The 20483-nt window shown below is 72.7% G+C and carries 21 protein-coding genes; 14 read left to right on the forward strand and 7 right to left on the reverse strand.

The window, feature by feature from the left end; all coding sequences use genetic code 11:
• Positions 1–95: 95 nt before the first annotated feature.
• The 5 genes from EDF48_RS01640 to EDF48_RS01660 all read left to right on the forward strand — a co-directional run bounded on the left by EDF48_RS01640 (position 96) and on the right by EDF48_RS01660 (position 4308).
• On the forward strand, positions 96–785 hold the full coding sequence (locus EDF48_RS01640; RefSeq protein ID WP_131877683.1) for a DUF4064 domain-containing protein: 690 nt from the start codon (positions 96–98) through the stop codon (positions 783–785).
• A gap of 125 nt (positions 786–910) precedes the next feature.
• Positions 911–1741 carry a hypothetical protein gene (locus EDF48_RS01645; protein WP_123936981.1) on the forward strand — a complete coding sequence of 277 codons (831 nt, stop codon included), beginning with the start codon at positions 911–913 and terminating at the stop codon, positions 1739–1741.
• Positions 1738–2229, forward strand: a complete 492-nt coding sequence (locus EDF48_RS01650) for a SprT-like domain-containing protein (RefSeq protein WP_131877685.1) — start codon at positions 1738–1740, stop codon at positions 2227–2229. The genes EDF48_RS01645 and EDF48_RS01650 overlap by 4 nt, the downstream gene beginning before the upstream one ends.
• Before the next feature lie 47 nt (positions 2230–2276).
• Complete coding sequence (locus tag EDF48_RS01655) at positions 2277–2972, forward strand: CGNR zinc finger domain-containing protein (RefSeq protein WP_111083499.1); 696 nt, start codon at positions 2277–2279, stop codon at positions 2970–2972.
• Between the two features lie 76 nt (positions 2973–3048).
• Positions 3049–4308, forward strand: a complete 1260-nt coding sequence (locus EDF48_RS01660; RefSeq protein ID WP_131877687.1) for an Nramp family divalent metal transporter — start codon at positions 3049–3051, stop codon at positions 4306–4308.
• A gap of 18 nt (positions 4309–4326) precedes the next feature.
• Here the strand turns inward: EDF48_RS01660 and EDF48_RS01665 are convergent, their stop codons facing one another.
• Positions 4327–4629 carry a DUF427 domain-containing protein gene (locus tag EDF48_RS01665; protein WP_111083501.1) on the reverse strand — a complete coding sequence of 101 codons (303 nt, stop codon included), beginning with the start codon at positions 4627–4629 and terminating at the stop codon, positions 4327–4329.
• Positions 4630–4696: 67 nt separating this feature from the next.
• The gene (locus EDF48_RS01670) at positions 4697–5302 is read right to left on the reverse strand and encodes a hypothetical protein (protein WP_243692327.1); all 606 of its coding nucleotides are present in this window, start codon (positions 5300–5302) and stop codon (positions 4697–4699) included.
• Positions 5303–5399: 97 nt separating this feature from the next.
• On the opposite strand from EDF48_RS01670, the gene EDF48_RS01675 reads away from it, so the two are divergent.
• Positions 5400–6032, forward strand: coding sequence for a GNAT family protein (locus EDF48_RS01675; RefSeq protein WP_123671409.1), 633 nt, complete (start codon positions 5400–5402; stop codon positions 6030–6032).
• Between the two features lie 3 nt (positions 6033–6035).
• On the opposite strand, the gene EDF48_RS01680 is transcribed toward EDF48_RS01675, so the two are convergent.
• The gene (locus tag EDF48_RS01680) at positions 6036–6803 is read right to left on the reverse strand and encodes a carbonic anhydrase family protein (RefSeq protein ID WP_131877689.1); all 768 of its coding nucleotides are present in this window, start codon (positions 6801–6803) and stop codon (positions 6036–6038) included.
• 74 nt (positions 6804–6877) lie between these two features.
• Between EDF48_RS01680 and EDF48_RS01685 the strand changes: the two genes are divergently transcribed.
• The 3 genes from EDF48_RS01685 (at position 6878) to EDF48_RS01695 (ending at position 8434) form a co-directional block, all read left to right on the forward strand.
• Positions 6878–7360: a hypothetical protein gene (locus tag EDF48_RS01685; protein WP_131877691.1), complete on the forward strand. Its 483-nt coding sequence runs from the start codon at positions 6878–6880 to the stop codon at positions 7358–7360.
• A gap of 131 nt (positions 7361–7491) precedes the next feature.
• Positions 7492–8064: a DUF1684 domain-containing protein gene (locus EDF48_RS01690; protein ID WP_123293403.1), complete on the forward strand. Its 573-nt coding sequence runs from the start codon at positions 7492–7494 to the stop codon at positions 8062–8064.
• Positions 8065–8074: 10 nt separating this feature from the next.
• Positions 8075–8434, forward strand: coding sequence for a GntR family transcriptional regulator (locus EDF48_RS01695; RefSeq protein ID WP_165901018.1), 360 nt, complete (start codon positions 8075–8077; stop codon positions 8432–8434).
• A gap of 113 nt (positions 8435–8547) precedes the next feature.
• Here the strand turns inward: EDF48_RS01695 and EDF48_RS01700 are convergent, their stop codons facing one another.
• Positions 8548–9381 carry an endo alpha-1,4 polygalactosaminidase gene (locus EDF48_RS01700; protein ID WP_131877693.1) on the reverse strand — a complete coding sequence of 278 codons (834 nt, stop codon included), beginning with the start codon at positions 9379–9381 and terminating at the stop codon, positions 8548–8550.
• Positions 9382–9669: 288 nt separating this feature from the next.
• Between EDF48_RS01700 and EDF48_RS01705 the strand changes: the two genes are divergently transcribed.
• Positions 9670–11277 (forward strand): DEAD/DEAH box helicase, encoded by a 1608-nt coding sequence (locus tag EDF48_RS01705; RefSeq protein ID WP_131845925.1) that lies wholly within the window; start codon positions 9670–9672, stop codon positions 11275–11277.
• A gap of 143 nt (positions 11278–11420) precedes the next feature.
• Positions 11421–11630 (forward strand): CsbD family protein, encoded by a 210-nt coding sequence (locus EDF48_RS01710; protein ID WP_111083508.1) that lies wholly within the window; start codon positions 11421–11423, stop codon positions 11628–11630.
• Positions 11631–11733: 103 nt separating this feature from the next.
• On the opposite strand, the gene EDF48_RS01715 is transcribed toward EDF48_RS01710, so the two are convergent.
• Complete coding sequence (locus EDF48_RS01715; RefSeq protein ID WP_111083509.1) at positions 11734–12276, reverse strand: NUDIX hydrolase family protein; 543 nt, start codon at positions 12274–12276, stop codon at positions 11734–11736.
• 73 nt (positions 12277–12349) lie between these two features.
• Between EDF48_RS01715 and EDF48_RS01720 the strand changes: the two genes are divergently transcribed.
• Complete coding sequence (locus tag EDF48_RS01720) at positions 12350–12967, forward strand: prolyl oligopeptidase family serine peptidase (RefSeq protein ID WP_131877696.1); 618 nt, start codon at positions 12350–12352, stop codon at positions 12965–12967.
• A gap of 151 nt (positions 12968–13118) precedes the next feature.
• On the opposite strand, the gene EDF48_RS01725 is transcribed toward EDF48_RS01720, so the two are convergent.
• Positions 13119–13766 (reverse strand): PadR family transcriptional regulator, encoded by a 648-nt coding sequence (locus EDF48_RS01725; protein ID WP_235035855.1) that lies wholly within the window; start codon positions 13764–13766, stop codon positions 13119–13121.
• Between the two features lie 171 nt (positions 13767–13937).
• On the opposite strand from EDF48_RS01725, the gene EDF48_RS01730 reads away from it, so the two are divergent.
• Entirely contained in the window at positions 13938–18728 is a 4791-nt protein-coding gene (locus EDF48_RS01730) for a DEAD/DEAH box helicase (protein WP_131877698.1), read from the forward strand.
• Positions 18721–19500 (forward strand): DNA-formamidopyrimidine glycosylase family protein, encoded by a 780-nt coding sequence (locus tag EDF48_RS01735; protein WP_131877700.1) that lies wholly within the window; start codon positions 18721–18723, stop codon positions 19498–19500. Before EDF48_RS01730 ends, EDF48_RS01735 begins: the two co-directional genes overlap by 8 nt.
• A 37-nt stretch (positions 19501–19537) precedes the next feature.
• On the opposite strand, the gene EDF48_RS01740 is transcribed toward EDF48_RS01735, so the two are convergent.
• The gene (locus EDF48_RS01740; RefSeq protein ID WP_131877702.1) at positions 19538–20464 is read right to left on the reverse strand and encodes a LysR family transcriptional regulator ArgP; all 927 of its coding nucleotides are present in this window, start codon (positions 20462–20464) and stop codon (positions 19538–19540) included.
• Between the last annotated feature and the right edge of the window lie 19 nt (positions 20465–20483).

Below are 20483 nucleotides of genomic sequence, written 5' to 3' on the forward strand. Positions count from 1 at the left end.
GGCGCGCCAGGCCGTTCCCGGGCACTCGGCGGGTGCGGCTGTCAGGATGGTCTGAACGACCGCGCAGGTGCGCGACCGAGCGATGGGATCCCCTGATGACGAACGACGACCGGAGCAACCAGGACCGGACGGGCGACGGCCAGGCGCCGAGCTGGGGCGAAGCCCCGCAGCAGCAGCCCGCCGCCGACGCACCGCGGTACGGCGAGCGGAGCGACCCGACGCCGCAGTACGGGCAGTCCGCCCCGCAGTACGGCGAGCAGCAGAACCAGTACGGGCAGCAGCAGCAGTACGGGCAGCAGCAGGACCAGTACGGGCAGCAGCAGCAGCAGTACGGCCAGCAGCCGTACGCCGCGGCGCCCGCGAGCTCCGGTTCGCCCGCGTGGCAGAGCTACGAGGAACCGAAGGCCAAGAAGAAGACCGTCGGCGTGATCGCGTTCGTGGTCGGCCTCGCCGCCCTGGTCGTGGGAGCCATCGGCGGGTACCTGTTCGGGCAGTCGTTCGGCGCTTCCGACGCCTTCCGCGACTCGATGCAGAACAGCGGAGCGACGCCGAGCGACGCGCAGATCACCGAGCTGATGACCTCGTCGAACGTCATCACCGGGTCCCTCATGTTCTACCTGGGCACGGCCCTCGGCCTGTGGGCGATCGTGCAGGGCATCATCGCTGCCGTCACCAAGCGTGGCCGCGGTTGGGGCGTCTTCGCCATCGTCCTCGCCGTCGTCGCGCTCATCGTCTTCGTCGTGGCGGTCGGCGTCGCTGCGGTCGCGGCGAGCGGGATGTCCTGATCCGCCGAGCCGGTCCGGAACGGCCCGTCGTGCTCCGGCACGGCGGGCCGTTCTCCGTCCACCGGCGCGAAGCCTGAGCGCGTCGCACCGGCCGCTCCCGGCAGAGCGCGGCTACCCTCGAACCGATGTCCCTCCCGCCCGACGACCGTCAGCAGCCCGACCCGTCCGACCCGTCCCGTGAACCGCGCCACGCGGCTCCCGTGACGGCCGGGGTCAGCCCGGGCAGCACCTTCGCGCCCATCAGCCTGCGGCCGGCGGTCGACGTCGACGCCGTGCACCAGCGTCTGCGCGACCTCGGTCAGAGCCGCAGCACCGAGGCGCTCGCGGAACGCGCCGAACTCCTCCGCCTGCTCGGCCGTCTCGACGAGTCCCTCGTCGTCGCGGAGGAGGTCTTCCGCCTCGCGATGTTCACGGGCGAGCGCCAGGACAAGGTCGCCGCCCGGATCCGGCGCGCGCACATCCTGCACGACCTCGGTCGCCACGACCGTGCCGCGACCGAGGCCGCTCTGGCCCGCGACACCGCCGCGACCGAGGAGTGGCCGGAGCTCGAGGGCGCCGCCGCCGAGATCGAGGGGTGGTCGCTGTTCGAGAACGACCGCTTCGAGGAGGCCCGCGCCGCGCTGTCCCGCGCCTACCAGGCGTTCCGCCAGGCCGGTGCCCCGTCCGAGCGCACCGACGCGCTGCGCACCGCGGTCGAGGCGGCGATGCGTGCCTCGATCACGCACCCCGCCGAACCCGCTGACAAGCCGCGGACGGCCCGCGAGGTCGCCGCCCGCCGTGCCGAGGACGACGAACCGACCATGCGCGTCGCCGAGCCGGTCAAGCAGGTCCCGCCGATCCGCCGCCGGGTGCTCGGGGCGCCGGACGCCGCGCGCACCGAGGCCGACGACATCTGGGGACGGATCGCCGCGCGGGCAGCCAAGAAGGGCCAGGCCGACCCCCGCGCCGACCAGTGACCGCACTCGAGACGGTCCGTTCCCGAGCCGAGGCACTCATCACCGAACACCTCGGCGCGGGCTCGTGGGCCTTCGGGTTCGACCACGCGAAGACCCGCGCAGGACAGTGCGACTTCGCCCGGAAGCGCATCACCGTCAGCCGGCACCTGGCGACACGGTTCTCGGACGACGACGTCGAGCAGGTCCTGCTGCACGAGGTCGCGCACGCCCTCGCCGGAGCACGTGCGGGCCACGGCCCGAAGTGGAAGCGGACCGCGTCCGCCATCGGGTACACGGGTTCGCGGCTGCACGACGGCCCGATCGCCAGCGAGCTCGCACCGTGGATCGGGACCTGCCCCGCCGGACACGAGCACTTCCGCTACCGGACGCCCACCCGCCAGCTCGCCTGTGCCCGGTGCTCCCGCCGGTTCGATCCCCGCAACGCCATCGTCTGGCGGCGCCGGAGCGAGGCTGACACCCCGTCGACAGTGGCCTCGACTACCGCATGAGTCCGTCCGCGCGCGGAGGCGCGCCGGTAACCCGTTAGCCTGGACGGATGCACACGGGGCAGCACATCCGCACGGACGCCGGATCCACCTGGTTCTTCGACGCCGGTCGGATCGCCCTGGACTTCGCGCACACCGGTGGGTTCGCCGACGACCCGGACGGCCGACGCCCTCGATCGCAGCTCGGTGAGCTGCTCGCGAGCCCGGCGGACCTGGACGAGTGGCTCAGCGACCACACCGAACCGATCGACGTCGGGGCGAGCGCGCGCGAGCTGCAGGACGCACGCGCGCTCCGCGCGGCGATCGCCCGACTCGCCGTCGCCGCGGCCCCCGGCCCGGCGACCACCGCGGCCGAGCGCACCGCCGTCGCGGCGGGCCTTCGTGCCGGGACCGGCCGCACGCGCCCCGCGCCCGACGACATCGACACCGTCAACCTGTTCGCCGCCCTGCCGGACGTGCCCCCGAGCCTCCCGGGTGGCCGACGCCGTGCCGGAGCGAACCGTGTCCGCCTGGCCCAGGCACTGTCCAGCGTCGCGCGCGACGCCGTCGCGCTGTTCACCGAGGTCGGCTTCGACGACGTCGAGGCCGACGGCCGACCGACGCGTCTGAGCCGCTGCTCGGCCGACGACTGCGCGCTGGTCTTCTACGACTCCTCGCGGGGCGGGACGCGTCGCTGGTGCTCGATGCAGCGGTGCGGGAACCGCGCCAAGGTCCGTGCGCACCGCGCTCGGCGCGCGGCGGTCTGAACCACCCTCCAGCCAGCCGACAAGGTAGCGCGAAGAAAAAGATTCGGCGCACCGAATTCTCTGGCATGCTGGTCCCGTGACCGACACCGCCGCCGCCAGGACCACCGAGCAGCCCTCCGGCACGCCGCGCCGCCGCGCCGCCGGCCTCACCTTGCTCGGCCCGGCGTTCGTCGCGGCCATCGCCTACGTCGACCCCGGCAACGTGGCGGCCAACCTCACCGCCGGGGCGAAGTACGGCTACCTGCTCCTCTGGGTCCTGGTCGCCGCGAACGCGAGCGCGGTCGTCGTGCAGTACCTGTCCGCCAAGCTCGGCGTCGTCACGGGCAGGTCCCTCCCGGAGCACCTCGGCCTGCGGATGCGTCGCACTCCGAGGCTGCTGTTCTGGGGGCAGGCCGAGATCGTCGCGGCCGCGACCGACATCGCCGAGGTGATCGGCGGCGCACTCGCCCTGCACCTGCTCTTCGGCCTGCCGCTCGTCGCCGGTGGGCTCATCACGGGCGTGGTCTCGATGCTCCTGCTGACCCTGCACAGCCGCCGCGGGACCCGCACCTTCGAAGCCGTCGTCACGGCGATGCTCGCGATCCTGACCGTCGGCTTCTGCGCCGGGCTGCTCTTCGCGCAGGTCTCCCCCGCCGAGCTCGTCAGCGGCCTGGTGCCGCGGTTCGAGGGCTCCGAGTCGGTGATGCTCGCGGCGTCGATGCTCGGCGCGACGGTCATGCCGCACGCGGTCTACCTGCACTCCGCGCTGGCCCGCGACCGGCACGGCGACGTCCCCGCCGGCCCCGAGCGCCGCCGCGTGCTCGTCGCGACCCGGTGGGACGTCGGTCTCGCGCTGGTGGTCGCCGGCGGCGTGAACATCTGCATGCTCGTCCTGGCCGCGGCGACCCTGCCCGGCGTCGCCGACACCGACTCGATCCCCGGTGCCCAGCGGGCGATCGCCGACCACGTCGGGCCCGTCGTCGGGGTGCTGTTCGCGGTGGGGTTGCTGGCGTCGGGGCTGGCCTCGACCTCGGTCGGCTGCATGGCCGGCGCCGAGATCATGAAGGGGCTGCTGCACGTCCGGATCCCGCTCGTGGCGCGGCGTGTGATCACCCTGGTGCCGGCGATCGTGCTGCTCGCGATCGGTGCCGACGCGACGATGCTGCTGGTGGTGAGCCAGGTCGTGCTGAGCTTCGGGATCGCCTTCGCGATCGTCCCGCTGGTCGTCTACACGTCGCGCCGCAGCATCATGGGCACGGACGTGAACGCCGCGACCACCCGCGTGGTGGCGTGGGTGATCGCGGCGGTCATCGTGGCGCTCAACGTCGCGCTGATCGTGCTCACGGTGACGCAGTGAGCGCCGGGACGCTGGTCGTCACTCGACGACCGTGACGTCCTTCCAGAACGCGACGTAGCCCGAGTAGTCCTTGCCGACGCGGTCGAACGACGACGGGATCGGCGTCGGGTAGGACCACGCGCGGTCCTGCAGCGCCTGTCCGTCCACGTTCACCGTGAAGTACTGGGTGTCGCCCTTCCACGGGCAGTGGTACTGGGTGGGGCTCTCGGTGAACAGCTCGGACTTCACGCTCGACGGCGGGAAGTACCAGTTGCCCTCGATCTTGATGAGGTCCTCTTCCGGGGCCTCCGCGATCACCGTGTCGCCGACGACTGCCTTCATGCGTTGCTCCTTCGCTCGCTGGTGCCGGACGGCCTGGACGGCGCTCCGGTCCCTGTCCGCCCGAACGCTACGCCCGGCCCCACGATTCCCGCAGGACGACCAGTTCCGGTCCGACGGCGAGCGCCGCGTGCACCGGCTCGCGACCGAGGACGGCCGCGCTCTCGGAGGCCGTGACCAGGTGCTTCACCGCGCGCCGGACCCCGGTGTACGCCGCGCAGGCCGCGGCGGCCTCCGGTGAGGTGTGGTCGATCCCGACCGCGGCGAGCGCGTCGACGACGGCGCCGGCGGCGAGCAGGTCCTCGACGGCGAAGTCGGGTGCGTCGGGCACGTCGACGGTCTCGCCCGCGGCCTCGGCCGCGTCATCCAGCGCTCCGGGATGGTGCAGCCCGGCGGCGACGACCGCGACGACGCACCGGTCGCCACGATCGGCCTGGAGGCCCGTCACCCGTTCCGCGATCGCACTCGCGTTGCCGAGGTGGCCGAGCACGACCTCCGGACCGTCCGGCAGCTGGGCGGTCGCGTTCCGCAACGCGCGGCGCTGCGCCGCCGCGTCCGGCGAGCTCGGCAGGACGTCCACCCAGACGACGAGGTGTGCGCCGTGGGCGATGCGTGCCGCACCACCGGTGCCCCACGCGAACCGGACCTGGTACTGCTCCTGGGTGCGTTCTGCCACGTCCGTCACGATAGCCGTCCGGGCGATGCTGTCCCTCTCCACAGGGTGGCCGTCCCGACAGGCTCCACCATGGTCGACGACCGTAGGATGCACTTCCATGGAGATCGCCCCCGCGCCCACCCTGACCGGCGACCGTGTGACGCTCGAGCCCCTCGCGCAGGAGCACGCGGACGACCTGCGGGCAGCGGTGACGGACGGCGATCTGTGGCGCACCTGGTACACCTCGGTCCCCGCGCCGGCCCAGGTCGAGGACGAGATCGACCGACGCCTCGCCGAGCACGAGGCCGGCCGCATGGTGCCCTTCGCGGTGCGTGACCGTCCGACCGGCCGTGTGGTGGGCTCGACGACCTTCATGAACATCGACGCGGGCAACCGGCACGTCGAGATCGGCAGCACGTTCCTGGCGAAGTCGGCGCAGCGATCGGGCATCAACACCGAGGCGAAGCTGCTGATGCTGTCCCATGCGTTCGAGGCCTGGCAGTGCATCGCGGTGGAGTTCCGCACGCACTGGCACAACCACCAGTCCCGCGCCGCGATCGCCGGTCTGGGCGCGAAGCAGGACGGCGTGCTGCGGAACCACTCGATCGGTCGCGACGGCACGCTCCGCGACACCGTGGTGTTCTCGATCATCGCCTCGGAGTGGCCGGCGGTCCGGCTGTCCCTGGCCGAGCGGCTCCGGCGGCACGACCGCGCCGAGGGGTCCCGCCGCCGGTCCGCCCGACACGCCTGACCGTCAGAGCCGGTCGCGCACGATCCGGTCCCCGAGCGGCTGGACCGGCCGGGCGTTGTGGTCGTGTACGGCCTCGAGGGCGGCGAGCTGGTCGGCGCCGAGTTCGATCGGGTCCTCGAACACGATCCACCGCACTCCCTCGGTGCAGGGCGGCGTGGTGAGCGAACCGTCGTAGGTCACGAAGGAGCGATCGTCCGGCAGCATCGCCTCGACGTCGACGGTGCTCTCCCGACCGGTTCCGGCCGTGGCGCCGGCGACGTAGCTGTCGTACGCGGGGTTGTGCGCGCCCCGCTCGGCGAGGACCCCGACGACCGTCAGGGCTCCGCGGTCGTCCGCGCGCACGAAGTGGAACTCGGCGGCGAAGCGGTCGCCGTCGACGGTGTGCTCGGAGCCGGCGTGGAAGTGCATCTGCACCAGGTCCAGCGCGTCTCCGTCGATGGTGGTCGAGGCGCCGTCGTCGGCGGTGAACTGCACGGTGTGCCCGTTGTCCGCCGTCGCTCCCCGCACCGGGCCCGATCCGACGAGGTCGAGCTCCGGGCCGTCGTCCGCCTCGGGCAGGTCGATCGGGGACTGCCGGACACCCGTTCCGCACAGCGCGTCGTCGTCCGCCAGTTCCCCCCAGTGCGCCGGCCCGCTCGCGCCGTCGTAGGACCACACCGCGCCCTCGTCGTGTGCGGGGACGACCGACGCCGAGTCGGTGGCGCACCCGGCGAGGACGAGGAGGGCGGCAGGAGCGAGGAGCAGGGGCAGACGAGAGTGAACGGAACGCATGCCTCCCAGATTGACATACTCGTATTTTACATTTGCCGAGAGCGGTCGTCGGCCGCGAGCGTAGGGTCCTGGGCATGCACGTCGGTATCCGGATCGTCCTCGATGCGCCGGTCGACGCCGTGCGCGATGCCCTGCTGTCCCCGTCCGTGATGGTCGCGGTGACGAAGCCGTTCCTGGTGTACCGCTCGCGCAGCCCCGAGGGGTTCCCCGAGCGGTGGGAACCGGGGCACCCGCACCCGATCACCGCGAGTGCGTTCGGCCTCGTGCCGAGCGGCGACACGCACGTCGACCTCGACCTGTACGAGATCGACGGCGTCCCCGTGCAGCGTGACAACGGCGGCGGTCCGAGCGGGCTGTTCGGCCGCATGACGATGCGCCACCGGATGGCGGTCGTGCCGGCTCCCGGCGACCGGACGCTGCTCATCGACCGCCTGACCTACCGGATGCGGCCGTGGCCCCTCGGCGCACTGCTGTGGCCGGGGATGTGGGTCATCTGGCAGTGGCGGGCGTACCGGATGCGTGCGCTCGCGCCCACCTGGCGGACGGATGCTGCCTGACCGAGGCGAGTCGGGCCTCCCGTCCACCGCGGAGCGGGCGTAGCCTCGACCACGTGAGCCAGACGCGCCCCCAGGAGCCGACGACCGACGACCGTGTGCGCAGCACGCTGGCGACCGTGGACTGGCGGCGCATGACGTTCGACCTGTACCGCCGTGTCCGCGCGACGCCCGATCCCCAGACGGCGCACGCGCTGTGGCGGGAGACCCGCGACGCGATGTTCGCCGAGCACCCCGCGTCGCCGCTCCTGGACGAGGACGCCCGCGACTTCGAGTCGCTGCCCGTGCCGGACTACGACCCCGCCTGGCGGTTCCAGGTGCGCATCGAACCGGCCGAGCCCGCCGAGTTCGACTACGAGACCGGCACCGACGGCACCGTGCACTTCGACCGCCTCGGCGTCGTGACGGTCCCGGGCGTCGGCACGCTCGACGTCTGGTCGCACGGCGGCTACGCGGGCGGGCTGTTCGTCCCCGTGAAGGACTCCAGTGCCGGCAAGGCCCGCGGCACGTACGGCGGCGGACGCTACCTGCTCGACACGATCAAGGGCTCGGACCTGGGCGGCGACGACGCCGACTCGCTCGTGCTGGACTTCAACTTCGCGTACAACCCGTCGTGCGCGTACGACCCGGCGTGGGCGTGCCCGCTCGCGCCTCCCGGCAACACCGTGCCGGTGCCGATCCCGGTCGGCGAGCAGTACGACTTCTAGGGTGGAACGCATGGCAGGACTGGTCGCACTCGACGCCGGCGGACGCGTGCCGCCCTTCGAGCAGGTCCGCTCGCAGATCGCGGCACAGATCGGCGCGGGGTACCTCGTCGACGGCGAACGGCTGCCGAGCGTGCGGGGGCTGGCCGACGAGCTCGGGCTGGCGGCCGGCACGGTCGCGAAGGCCTACCAGCTGCTCGAGGAGGCCGGGCTCGTGCACACCGCTCGTGGTGCCGGCACCCGGGTGGTGCGGCCGGCCGAGGTGCCCGACGCGGTCGCCGACGCCGCACGTGCGCTCGCAGCCGCTGCCCGCGCGGCGGGACTGTCGGCCGACCAGGCGGCCACCGCGCTCAAGGACGCCTGGCCCGCGTAGGCGCGGGGCTTCGGGGGCGTACCTGGCGCTTCCGGGCGTACCTGGTCAGAAGTTCCGGCCCGGTACGCCCGATTCGACTTCCCATCGCGGGCGTTCTGGGAAGGAACCCGCGCTCAGCAGTGCTCGAAGACGTAGGCGTCGTCGGTCGGCGTGACCAGGTCGCGGTCGCGCAGGATCGTCATCGCCGGGCGGCTCTTCAGCCCGCAGACCGAGCCCCACGAGCGCTCGAGGGTGTCCGCGTACTCGATGTCGATGACCCGCTTGCCGTAGGCCTTCGTGTACGCCGAGCACTCCCGGTACTGCACGCACTCCTCGGCGACGACGAAGTCGAACCCGGTCTGCTTCCGGCCGGAGGCCCCGAGCTGCGGCGTGTTCTTCTGCCCGACGGCCAGGCCGTGGCGGTGCCCGGTGTCGACGAGTGACTTCGCCAGCGCCAGGTTGCCGGCGCGCGTCAGACGCTTCCCGCTCCGGGTCCACGAGTCGAGGTTGTCGAACTCGACCGCGTCGAACCCGCGGTCGCCGCAGCGGGCGATGGACTTCGCGAGCACCTTCGTGATGAGCGCGCGCTTCGCCGCCGTCCGGGTGTCGAGGAGCATCTCGTCCGGCCAACCCGGGTCGGACACCGGCTTGCCGGCCCGGTCGCGCAGGATCGCCGACGGGTACGACCCCGTCCACGTGCGGGCGGACTCGGGCTGCGTCTGGAACCCGTTGACGTAGCAGATGTCGTACTTGCCCTTCGCGGGCTTCGCGGTGCTGTCCCGCTCGACGATCGTCACACCGGACGGCGGCGTGTAGGAGCCGCCGAGCTGGTAGTCCGGGCGCCCCGAGGTCGGCAGGTTGCGGTAGCTCGCCGCAGCGCTGGTCGGAGCAGCCTCGGCGCAGCCGGCCGTGCCGAGGACGGCCACCAGGGCCATCGCGGTGGTGATCAGGACGGTTCGCGTACGCACCCGGGAATCCTCGCATGCGCACGGCGAACGGACCGGTCCTGGGTTCTGCGGGGTCCACACGCTATGCTGGTGGTACTCGAGACGCCGATCGTCTCGTGCGTCGTACGGACGCCCCGAACTCCCGACCACGTTCCACTGATCCTCTGGTCGATGATCGAGCACCTCCCGAAGGTGCCCAGGCTTCTCTGCTGCGGCGACTGCGCCAGCCACCTCTGTTGGCGCGCATCCCGCCCGCGCGCTGCCTCAGAGCGCGCCCACAGCCGGTCTCATCCGGCTCGAAAGGTCACCATGACCACCAATGACCTCCGTTTCTCCGACCTGGGCGTCCCCGCGCCGATGGTCGCCGTCCTCGCCGACCAGGGCAAGGAGACCGCGTTCCCGATCCAGGAGGACACGCTCCCCGACTCCCTGCAGGGCAAGGACGTCCTCGGCCGTGGCCGCACCGGCTCCGGCAAGACGATCGCGTTCGCGATCCCGCTCGTCGCGCGCCTCGCCGCCAGTGGCCGCAAGCGCCGCGCCGGCCGCCCCCGCGCCCTGGTGCTCGCCCCCACCCGTGAGCTCGCGACCCAGATCGACGTCGCCCTCGCCCCGCTCGCCAAGGCCATGGGCCTCAACACCACGACCATCTTCGGTGGCGTCGGACAGGGCCGTCAGGTCGACGCCCTGCGCGGCGGCGTGGACGTCGTCGTGGCCTGCCCGGGTCGCCTCGCCGACCTCATGCAGCAGGGCCACGTCAACCTCGGTGACATCGAGGTGACCGTCCTCGACGAGGCCGACCACATGGCCGACATGGGCTTCCTGCCCGGCGTGACCAAGATCATGCAGGCGACGCCCGAGCAGGGACAGCGTCTGCTGTTCTCCGCCACGCTCGACAACGGCGTGGACAAGCTCGTCAAGAAGTTCCTGCACAACCCGGTGATGCACTCCGTCGACGAGGCGAACAGCCCCGTCGAGGCGATGACCCACCACCTGTTCGAGGTCGCCGACGCCGACGCGAAGAAGCACCTCGTGAGCACCCTCGCCTCGGGCAACGGTCGCCGCATCCTCTTCATGCGCACGAAGCACCACGCCAAGCGCCTCGCCAAGCAGCTCAGCAGCCAGGGGATCCCGGCCGTCGACCTGCAGGGCAACCTGTCGCAGGGCGCCCGTGAGCGGAACCTGGCGAAGTTCTCGTCCGGCGAGGCCCTCGTCCTCGTCGCCACCGACGTCGCCGCCCGTGGTGTGCACGTCGACAACGTCGAGCTCGTCGTGCACGTCGACCCGCCCACCGAGCACAAGGCGTACCTGCACCGCTCGGGCCGTACCGCCCGTGCCGGTTCGTCCGGTGACGTCGTCACGGTGACGATGCCCGCCGAGCGTCGCGACGTCGCGCAGATGATGCGTGCCGCCGCGATCAAGGTCACCCCGCAGCAGGTCACCGCGACCTCCCCGGCGGTCACCACGCTCGTCGGCGAGATCGCCCCGATCCGCCACGTCGCCGAGGACCAGCCCGCGCAGCAGCAGCGTCAGCCGAAGCAGCGCTCCGCCGATTCCGCCGGTGACCGTGGTCGTCGTGGTCGCGGCGGCCGTCCGGGAGGCTCGGGTCAGCCCGCGCGTGCCGGCTCGGCTTCCGAGTCCGCCGGTTCGGCCGGGGGCCGTCAGGGCCGTCCGGCTCGTGGCGCACGTTCCGAGGGCACCGGGCGCTCCGCCGCCGCGGGCGCGGGCTCGACGGGTGGTCGCCGTACCGGCGGCAGCCGCCGCGCCGGCAGCGACACCGTGCGCGGTGGGTCCTCTGCCGTCTGGTCCTCGGACGGTGGCTACGCCGCGGGCCGTGGAGCCGGCCAGGAGTCGGGCGGGGGCCGTCGTGGCTCGTCGCGCCGTGCCTCCCGTCCGGCCGGCGCTGCCGACCGCCACTGACCTGTCGACCCGGCCCGCGCTGACCAGCGGGGGACAACCTTGGGGGCGCCTGCGAAGCGGACGCCCCCGAGGCGTAGGTTCTCCTTCACCGGATGCCGCGCGAGCGGCTGACGGGGAAACGTCCGCTGTTGGAAGGAGTGCCTATGGCTGGGATCGAAGACATCAAGAACGCCGCTGAGAAGGCGGCAGGCAAGGTCAAGGAGGCCGTCGGGAACGCGACGGACAACGACCACCTCAAGGCTGAGGGCAAGACCGATCAGGTCAAGGCCGACACCAAGCAGGCGGGTACGAACGTCAAGGACGCCGCTTCCGGCGTCGCCGACAGCCTCAAGAGCGACCGCGACACGAAGTAACAAGCCGGTCAAGCACCGCGCTGCGAAGCCCCCGGATCCGATCGGATCCGGGGGCTTCGTCGTGTTCGGGGGGCTCCGTCGTGTTCGGGAACCGAGCCGGTCGCTACATGAGCGCGCCGACCGACGCGAGGCCCGCGCGCAGCAGGGCGCCGCGGCCACCCTCCATGTCGTCGGCGACGCCGTCCGACGCGGCTTCCATCGGGGTCATCCAGGTGAGCTCGAGGGCGTCCTGCCGGGGCTCGCACGTGCCGGTGACCGGAACGACGTAGGCCAGCGAGATCGCGTGCTGCCGTTCGTCGGTGTACACCGAGGCGCCGGGCAGCGGGAAGTACTCGGCCACCGTGAACGGCGTCGGGCTCGACGGCAGCTGCGGGAACGCCATCGGACCGAGGTCCTTCTCGAGGTGCCGGAACAGCGCCGTGCGGATGGACTCGCCGAACATCACGCGACCGGACACCAGGGTGCGGACGATCGAGCCGCTCGGGGCCACGCGCAGCAGCACCCCGACCTCGGTCACAACGCCGAGCCCGTCGGTGCGGACGGGGATCGCCTCGACGTAGCAGATGGGGAGTCGACGACGCGCGTTGGCGAGTTCCTCGTCGGACAGCCAGCCGGAGTCGGGGTCGGGGGTTTGCAACGAGGCCATGCACCGTGTCTACCAGGGACGGCGTCGAGTTCGGCGGAAGGCGCGGGACTTGGGGATGGTTAGCGTTGTCCACATGATCGATGCAGACCTGGTGCAGTGGACCCGTCCCGCGGAAGAACGCGCAGGGACACCGCTGCTCGTGACCATGCACGGGGTGGGGTCGAACGAACGCGACCTGCTCGGACTCGCCCCCGCGCTGCCGGCGGCCTGGACGATGGCGTCACTGCGGGCGCCGATGGCTTGGGGCCAGGGGTTCAGCTGGTACCCGCTCGGGACGCCGGGCTCCCCCGCGCTCGAGCCCGTCGACGCCGCGGTTGCCGGGGTGCTCGCGTGGATCGACTCCGTCGCCGCCGACCACCCGCGGATCGGACTCCTCGGGTTCTCGCAGGGCGGGTCGATGGCGCTGCAGCTGCTGCGCGCACGGCCCGCGGCGTTCGCGTTCGCGGTGTCGCTGTCCGGGTTCGTCGTACCGGGGGTGACGGACTCTCGTGACGAGGCCGTCGCCGCCGTCCGGCCGCGGGTGTTCCTCGGGCACGGCGACCTCGACCCGGTGATCCCGGCGGAGGCCACCGCGCGGACGCAGGCGTGGGCGGCGGCGAACACCACCGTGACGGACCGGGCGTACGAGGGCCTGCCGCACGCGGTGTCGGCAGCGGAGCTGTCGGACGTCGGCGCGTTCATGGGGGTGTAGGCGCGGGGCGCGCTTGGTGAGCAGAAATGGTCGGGTCCGACGTGCGGACTCGACCTTTTCTGCTCACGATGCGCCGGGGTCAGCCCCGGCGACGACGGACGGGAGGCACGGTGCCAGCTGGCACCGTGCCTCCCGTTCGTGGGTTCCGACGTCAGTCGGCGAGGATCTGCAGCAGGTCCTTGCGGAGCTGGTCGACCTTGGCGGTGGCGGCCTTGGCCTGGTCCTCCGTCGCGGTCGTCCGGTACATCTGCAGGACGCCCATGGTCTTCCGGAGCGCTTCGAAGAACTCGCGCTGCGCGTCCGGGATCCCGGGGGCCGCGTCGAGTGCCGCGGCGATCTCGTCGGCCTTCGCCTCAGCCTCGGCCTTGCCGGCGTCGGTGAGCTCGAAGAGCGTCTTGCGGCCGTCACCCGACGAGACCACGAGGTCTTCGTCGACGAGCTGCTGGAGCGTCGGGTAGACCGAGCCGGGGCTCGGCTTCCAGGCGCCGCCGGTGCGCTCGGCGATGGTCTTGATCACGGCGTAGCCGTTCTGCGGCCCCTCGGCCAGCAGGCCGAGGATCGCGAGGCGGACGTCACCGCGGCGCCGGCGTTCGCGCCCGAAGCCGGGTCCGCCGAAGCCACCGAAGCCGGGGCCGAAGCCCATGCCCGGCCCGAAGCCCGGGCCGAAGCCACGGCCGCCTCGGCCGCCGTGCTCGTGGTCACCGCGGTCGCGGCCGGGGAAGCCGGCGCCGTGGTGCTGCCGCGCGCCGCCGAAACGGGGGCCGCGCGGGTGGTGGTTGCTGTCGTTGTCGTTGTGCATGGGGCGCATGGTGCGTCCTTCCTTGTTGCTGAGTCGGCTCGCGATCGGTTTGACTGGTTTTGTCTTCGTCGTATCGCGATGTGTTTACGATAGATCGCTAACTATCGTCTTGTCAAGGGGTACTCCCCGCTCGGGCTGCTGTCGGTGGTGACGGGCAGGATGGGACGGACCATGACGGACGTCTTCGAGCGCTTCTCCCCCGCGACCGCGGAGTGGTTCCGTGGTGCGTTCGACGCCCCCACCCCGGCGCAGGCGGGCGCCTGGGACGCCATCTCGACGGGGCAGCACGCTCTCGTCATCGCGCCGACCGGATCCGGCAAGACCCTGGCCTCGTTCCTGTGGTCGATCGACCGGCTCATCAGCGCGACCGACCGGCCCCCGGCCAAGCAGCGCACGCGGGTCCTGTACGTCTCGCCGCTCAAGGCCCTCGGCGTCGACGTCGAGCGGAACCTGCGCAGCCCGCTCGTCGGCATCACGCAGACGGCCAGGCGGCTCGGTACCGAACCACCAGAGGTCACCGTCGGGGTGCGCAGTGGCGACACCCCGTCGTCGGACCGGCAGAAGCTGCTCCGCCAGCCGCCGGACATCCTCATCACGACGCCCGAGTCGCTGTACCTCATGCTCACCTCGCAGGCGCGCGAGACCCTGGTCAACGTCGACACCGTCATCGTGGACGAGGTGCACGCGGTCGCCTCGACCAAGCGCGGAGCGCACCTGGCCGTCTCGCTCGAGCGGCTCGACGACCTGCTCGACAAGCCGGTGCAGCGCATCGGGCTGTCCGCCACGGTCCGGCCGCCGGAAGAGGTCGCCCGGTTCCTCGGCGGCCGTGCGCCGGTGACGATCATCGCCCCGCCGGCGCAGAAGACCTTCGACCTGCGCGTGGTCGTGCCGGTCGACGACATGGCCGAGCTCGGTGCTCCGCCGGTCGGTGCGGACGCGTCCGACGCTCCCGCGAACGGCTCGATCTGGCCGCACGTCGAAGAGCGTGTGGTCGACCTCATCGAGGAGCACCGGTCGACGATCGTGTTCGCGAACTCGCGGCGACTGGCCGAGCGACTCACCGCGCGGCTGAACGAGATCCACGAAGAGCGCGTCCTCGCCGCGGCGGCTCCGGCTTCGGCCGCGGAGGGCGATGCGCTGGTGCCGGCGGGTGTCTCGCCGGCCGACGACGGACTGCCGGTGGCGCGGGGTCGCCCACAGTCGCCCGCCCGGACCTCGGCGCACGCGGTCGCACCCCAGGGCACGAAGCGGCCGCCGGCGCAGATGATCGGCGCGTCCGGGCAGACCGGTGGCGGCGGCTCCGACACTGCAGTGCCCGTGCTCGCCCGCGCCCACCACGGCTCGGTGTCGAAGGACCAGCGCGCCATCATCGAGGACGACCTGAAGTCCGGTCGGCTGCGGTGCGTCGTCGCGACGAGTTCGCTCGAGCTCGGCATCGACATGGGCGAGGTCGACCTCGTCGTCCAGGTCGAGGCGCCGCCCTCGGTCGCGAGCGGTCTGCAGCGCGTCGGGCGTGCCGGGCACCAGGTGGGCGAGATCTCCCGCGGAGTGCTGTTCCCGAAGCACCGCGCCGACCTCGTCAACAGTGCGGTCACGGTCGAACGGATGGTCTCGGGGCAGATCGAGTCGATCTCGGTGCCGGCGAACCCCCTCGACGTGCTGGCGCAGCACACCGTCGCCGCGGGAGCGATCGACACCGTCGACGTCGAGCACTGGTTCGACCTGGTCCGGCGGAGCGCTCCGTTCAGCGGGCTGCCCCGCTCGGCGTTCGACGCCACGCTCGACCTGATCACCGGGCGGTACCCGAGCGACGAGTTCGCCGAACTCCGCCCGCGGCTGGTGTGGGACCGCGTGCACGGCACCCTGACCGGACGCCCCGGCGCCCAGCGGCTCGCGGTGACGAGCGGCGGCACGATCCCGGACCGCGGCATGTTCGGCGTGTTCATGGTCGGCGAGAAGGCCTCCCGCGTCGGCGAGCTCGACGAGGAGATGGTCTACGAGTCCCGCGTCGGGGACGTCTTCGCGCTCGGTGCCACGAGCTGGCGGATCGAGGAGATCACCCACGACCGGGTCATCGTGAGCCCGGCGTTCGGACAGCCCGGTCGGGTGCCGTTCTGGAAGGGCGACGGCATCGGCCGCCCCGCCGAACTCGGTCGCGCGACGGGGGCGTTCGTGCGCGAGGTCGAGGGCGCCTCGGACGACGACGCCCGCGCCCGGGTCGCCGCTGGCGGCCTCGACGAGCGTGCCGTCACGAACCTGCTGACCTTCCTGCGCGACCAGCGGGCGGCCACCGGTCACGTGCCGAACGACACGACGCTCGTGGTCGAGCGCTTCCGCGACGAACTCGGCGACTGGCGGCTCATCCTGCACTCGCCGTACGGCATGCAGGTGCACGCGCCGTGGGCCCTGGCGGTCGCGGCACGGTTGCGCGAACGCCACGGCATCGACGGCGACGCGATGGCCGCCGACGACGGCATCGTGGTGCGCATCCCCGAGACCGACGCCGAACCGCCGGGCGCCGACCTGTTCGTGTTCGAGCGCGACGACCTCGAGGCACTCGTCACGGACGAGGTCGGTGGCTCGGCGCTGTTCGCCGCGCGGTTCCGCGAGTGTGCGGCGCGCGCCCTGCTGCTGCCCCGTCGGAACCCCGGGCAGCGTTCGCCCCTGTGGCAGCAGCGGCAACGCGCCTCGCAGCTGCTCGAGGTGGCCCGGAAGTACCCGTCGTTCCCGATCGTGCTCGAGACCGTGCGCGAAGTGCTGCAGGACGTCTACGACGTGCCCGCCCTGCTCGGCATCGCCGACGAGATCGCCGGCCGCCGCATCCGCCTGGTCGAGACCGAGACCGAGACGCCGTCCCCGTTCGCCCGTTCGATCCTGTTCGGGTACGTCGCCGCGTTCATGTACGAGGGCGATTCCCCGCTCGCCGAGCGCCGGGCCGCGGCACTGTCGCTCGACTCGACCCTGCTCGGCGAACTGCTCGGCCGCGCCGAACTGCGGGAGCTGCTCGACCCGGCGGTCATCGCCTCGGTGGAAGAGGACCTGCAGCGGCTGTCGCCGGACCGCCGGGCGCGCGACGCCGAGGGGCTGGTCGACGTGCTGCGGCTCGTCGGCGCGCTCGACCTCGACGAAGCCGTCGACCGGAGCTGGCTGGCGGCGTCGGACGACCGCTCCGCCGCTGCGACCGAGGTGCAGACCGTGCTCACCGCGCTCGAGCGCGACCGCCGTGTCCTGTCGTTCTCACACGCCGGGTCCACCCGCTGGGCCGTCATCGAGGACGCCTCGCGCCTGCGTGACGCCCTCGGGGTCCCGCTGCCGATCGGCGTGCCGACCGCGTTCGTCGAACCCGTCGCCGACCCGCTCGGTGACCTGGTCGGCCGGTACGCCCGGTCGCACGGGCCGTTCTCGGCGCAGGAGGCCGCGGGTCGCCTCGGCCTCGGGGTCGCCGTCGTGCAGGACACCCTGCGCCGTCTGGTCGCCGACCGACGTGTGGTCGAGGGCGAGTTCCGCCCGGATCGGCAGGGCGCCGAGTGGTGCGACGCCGAGGTCCTGCGCCGGATCCGCACGAAGTCCCTCGCCGCGCTCCGCCACGAGGTCGAGCCGGTGTCGCCGGACACGCTCGCGCGCTTCCTGCCCGCCTGGCAGCACGTGCAGACCCCCGGCACCCGCGGCGGCCTGCGCGGGGTCGACGGGGTCCTGCAGGTGATCGACCAGCTCGCCGGCGTCGCCCTGCCCGCCAGCGCCTGGGAGACCCTGGTGCTGCCCGCGCGGGTGACCGACTACTCCACGAACATGCTCGACGAGCTCACCGCCACCGGCGAGGTCCTGTGGTCCGGCGGCGGGACCCTGCCCGGCAACGACGGGTGGGTGCGCCTGCACCTCGCCGAGACGGCGTCGACGACGCTCGCCGAGCCCTCCGGCGACGAGACCACCGAGCTGCAGCGCGACGTGCTCGGTGCCCTGGCCGGCGGCGGCGCGTACTTCTTCCGCCAGCTCGGGCAGGCCGTCGGCAGCACCGACGACCCGGCCCTGACGACGGCGCTGTGGGACCTCGTCTGGGCCGGACAGATCACGAACGACACGTTCGCTCCGCTGCGCTCGATGCTCGGCGGCAAGGCGAAGAGCAGCAGCGCCCCGCGGGCTCGTGCGTACCGCGGGCGCCGCCGTCCGACGATGCCGACGCAGTCCGGCCCGCCGTCCGTCGGTGGCCGCTGGTCCCTGCTCCCCCTGGCCGAGTCCGACTCGACCGTGCGGGCCGCCGCGACCGCCGAGCAGCTGCTCGAGCGCTACGGGGTCGTCACCCGCGGGGCCGTCCAGGTCGAGGGGGTCCGGGGTGGGTTCGCGGGCGTGTACCGGGTGCTCTCGCGGTTCGAGGAGTCCGGGCGGGCGCGCCGCGGCTACTTCATCGAGGGGCTCGGGGCCGCACAGTTCGCCACGGGTCCGACCATCGACCGGCTGCGGACCTACGCCCGTGACCTCGACGACGACGAACGCGTCGACCCGGACCGGAAGCGCGAGGCACTGACCCTGGCCGCGACCGACCCCGCGAACCCGTACGGCGCATCGCTGCCCTGGCCGTCCGACGACCGCGCGGCGGCCGACACGGACGTCACGGGCGCCGACGTCGCTGCTGTCGCTGCGGCTGCGCAGAAGGCCCCGGCACCGGCCACCACCGGCGCACGCGGCCACCGGCCCGGGCGCAAGGCCGGAGCACTCGTCACCACCGTCGACGGCCGGCTCGCGGTGTACGTCGAGCGCGGCGGCAAGTCGGTGTTGACCTTCACCGACGACCCCGCCGACCTGGCCGTCGCAGCGGCGTCGATCGCGGGCATCGTGCGCACCGGACTGCGGAAGCTCGCGGTCGAGCGCGTCGACGGCGAGTTCGTGCTCGGTACCCCGCTCGGCACCGCGCTGGGCGACGCCGGGTTCACCGCCACCCCGCAGGGACTCCGGCTCCGTGCCTGAGGGCGACACCGTCTACCGGGCAGCGCACCGGCTGCACACGGCGCTCGCGGGCAAGGTCCTGACCCGGAGCGACTTCCGGGTGCCCGCGTTCGCGACCGTCGACCTGGTCGGCCGCACCGTCGACGAGGTCGTGCCCCGTGGCAAGCACCTGCTGCACCGGATCGGGGACCTGACCGTGCACTCCCACCTGAAGATGGAGGGGCGGTGGGACGTCTACGCCCCCGGCGAGCGCTGGCGACGCCCGGCGCACCAGGCACGCGCGATCCTCGACACCGAGGACGTCTCCACGGTCGGGTTCACACTCGGGGTGCTCGAGGTGATCCCCCGCGACCAGGAGTCCGAGGTCGTCGGACACCTCGGCCCGGACCTGCTCGGCCCCGACTGGGACGCCGACCTGGCGCTCGAGAACCTGACGCGGGATCCGTCGCGGCCGGTCGGCCTGGCGCTGCTCGACCAGCGGGTGCTCGCCGGCCTCGGCAACGTCTACCGCAACGAGCTCTGCTTCCTGCGCGGGGTCCTGCCGACCCGCCCGGTGGCCGAGGTGCACGACGCCGGCCGGACGATCTCCTTGGCGAGCCGGCTCATCCTGGCGAACCGCGACCGCAGCCACCGGGTGACGACGGGGATCGACCGCCCGGGGCGTCGGTTCTGGGTCTACGGACGAGCGGGCAAGCCGTGCCTGCGGTGCGGCACCCGGATCCGGCGAGGAGACCTCGGTGACTCGGAGCTCACCCTGCGGGACACCTACTGGTGCCCGCGCTGCCAGACCTGAACCGCGGTCGCAGCGACGAGCACCGGCACGTGCCTGCTCACCGGGTGACGGGGTGCAGGCGCTCGGCGGCGGTCGATCGCACCGCGTCCGTGACCCGCTCGAGCAAGGGTGATGCCAGGTTCCACCGCTGCCACCACAGGGCGACGTCGGCCCGGCGGGTCGGGGTGAGCTCGAGCAGCTCGCCTCGCGCCAGGGCATCGATGCACTGCGCCTCGGGCAGCATCCCCCACCCGAAGCCGAGCGAGACCGCCCGTGCGAAGTCGGCCGAGGTCGGGACGAAGTGGCGTGGACCGGAGGGCGCGTGGCCGAGCACCCGGCGGAGGTAGCCCTGCTGCAGGTCGTCGTCACGGTCGTAGTCGACGAGCGGCACCCGGTCGAGGCGGCTCAGCATCCGCCGCTCGGTGTCGGCGTCGGACAGGTAGCGGTCGACGAACGCCGGCGATGCCACCGCCCGGTACCGGTCGATGCCGAGCGGTACCGACGAGCAGCCCTGCACGGGGTCCGCCTCGGCCGTCACCGCACCCATCACCGTGCCGGCGCGCAGCAGCTCGGCGGTGCGGTCCTGGTCCTCGCGGTGCAGGTCGAAGACCACCTCGGTGTCGACACGGACGAGTGCGAGCGCCTCGAGGAACCACGTGCCGAGCGAGTCGGCGTTGACGGCGAGCGGGATCGACGGCACCGCGGTCCCCGATCCGTCGGCATCGGTCTCGCCGAGTGCGCGGGCGGTCTCGTCGTCGAGCAGCCGCACCTGGCGTGCATGCCGGAGCACGACGGCGCCGTCGGCCGTCGGGGTGACCGGGGTCGTCCGCTGCAGCAGGACCCGGCCGACCTGCTGCTCCATCGACCTGATGCGCTGCGAGACCGCCGACGGGGTGATCGCCAGGGCCCGGGCGGCCGCGTCGAGGGTGCCGTGGTCGACGGCGATCAACAGGGTCTCGAGGTGCTCGCGCTGGAATCGGACCATGCAGTGCAGCTTACGGCGC

It is taken from the genome of Curtobacterium sp. PhB191 (genome assembly GCF_004346515.1).
In the GTDB taxonomy this organism is placed as follows: Bacteria; Actinomycetota; Actinomycetes; order Actinomycetales; family Microbacteriaceae; genus Curtobacterium.

Coding starts and splice junctions, on each gene's coding strand:
- EDF48_RS01685 (WP_131877691.1), top strand. CDS start 6,878: ATGCACGTCGGTATCCGGATCGTCCTCGATGCGCCGGTCGACGCCGTG.
- EDF48_RS01680 (WP_131877689.1), bottom strand. CDS start 6,803: ATGCGTTCCGTTCACTCTCGTCTGCCCCTGCTCCTCGCTCCTGCCGCC.
- EDF48_RS01690 (WP_123293403.1), top strand. CDS start 7,492: ATGACGTTCGACCTGTACCGCCGTGTCCGCGCGACGCCCGATCCCCAG.
- EDF48_RS01715 (WP_111083509.1), bottom strand. CDS start 12,276: ATGGCCTCGTTGCAAACCCCCGACCCCGACTCCGGCTGGCTGTCCGAC.
- EDF48_RS01640 (WP_131877683.1), top strand. CDS start 96: ATGACGAACGACGACCGGAGCAACCAGGACCGGACGGGCGACGGCCAG.
- EDF48_RS01730 (WP_131877698.1), top strand. CDS start 13,938: ATGACGGACGTCTTCGAGCGCTTCTCCCCCGCGACCGCGGAGTGGTTC.
- EDF48_RS01705 (WP_131845925.1), top strand. CDS start 9,670: ATGACCACCAATGACCTCCGTTTCTCCGACCTGGGCGTCCCCGCGCCG.
- EDF48_RS01665 (WP_111083501.1), bottom strand. CDS start 4,629: ATGAAGGCAGTCGTCGGCGACACGGTGATCGCGGAGGCCCCGGAAGAG.
- EDF48_RS01655 (WP_111083499.1), top strand. CDS start 2,277: ATGCACACGGGGCAGCACATCCGCACGGACGCCGGATCCACCTGGTTC.
- EDF48_RS01675 (WP_123671409.1), top strand. CDS start 5,400: ATGGAGATCGCCCCCGCGCCCACCCTGACCGGCGACCGTGTGACGCTC.
- EDF48_RS01645 (WP_123936981.1), top strand. CDS start 911: ATGTCCCTCCCGCCCGACGACCGTCAGCAGCCCGACCCGTCCGACCCG.
- EDF48_RS01695 (WP_165901018.1), top strand. CDS start 8,075: ATGGCAGGACTGGTCGCACTCGACGCCGGCGGACGCGTGCCGCCCTTC.
- EDF48_RS01720 (WP_131877696.1), top strand. CDS start 12,350: ATGATCGATGCAGACCTGGTGCAGTGGACCCGTCCCGCGGAAGAACGC.
- EDF48_RS01710 (WP_111083508.1), top strand. CDS start 11,421: ATGGCTGGGATCGAAGACATCAAGAACGCCGCTGAGAAGGCGGCAGGC.
- EDF48_RS01740 (WP_131877702.1), bottom strand. CDS start 20,464: ATGGTCCGATTCCAGCGCGAGCACCTCGAGACCCTGTTGATCGCCGTC.
- EDF48_RS01725 (WP_235035855.1), bottom strand. CDS start 13,766: ATGCACAACGACAACGACAGCAACCACCACCCGCGCGGCCCCCGTTTC.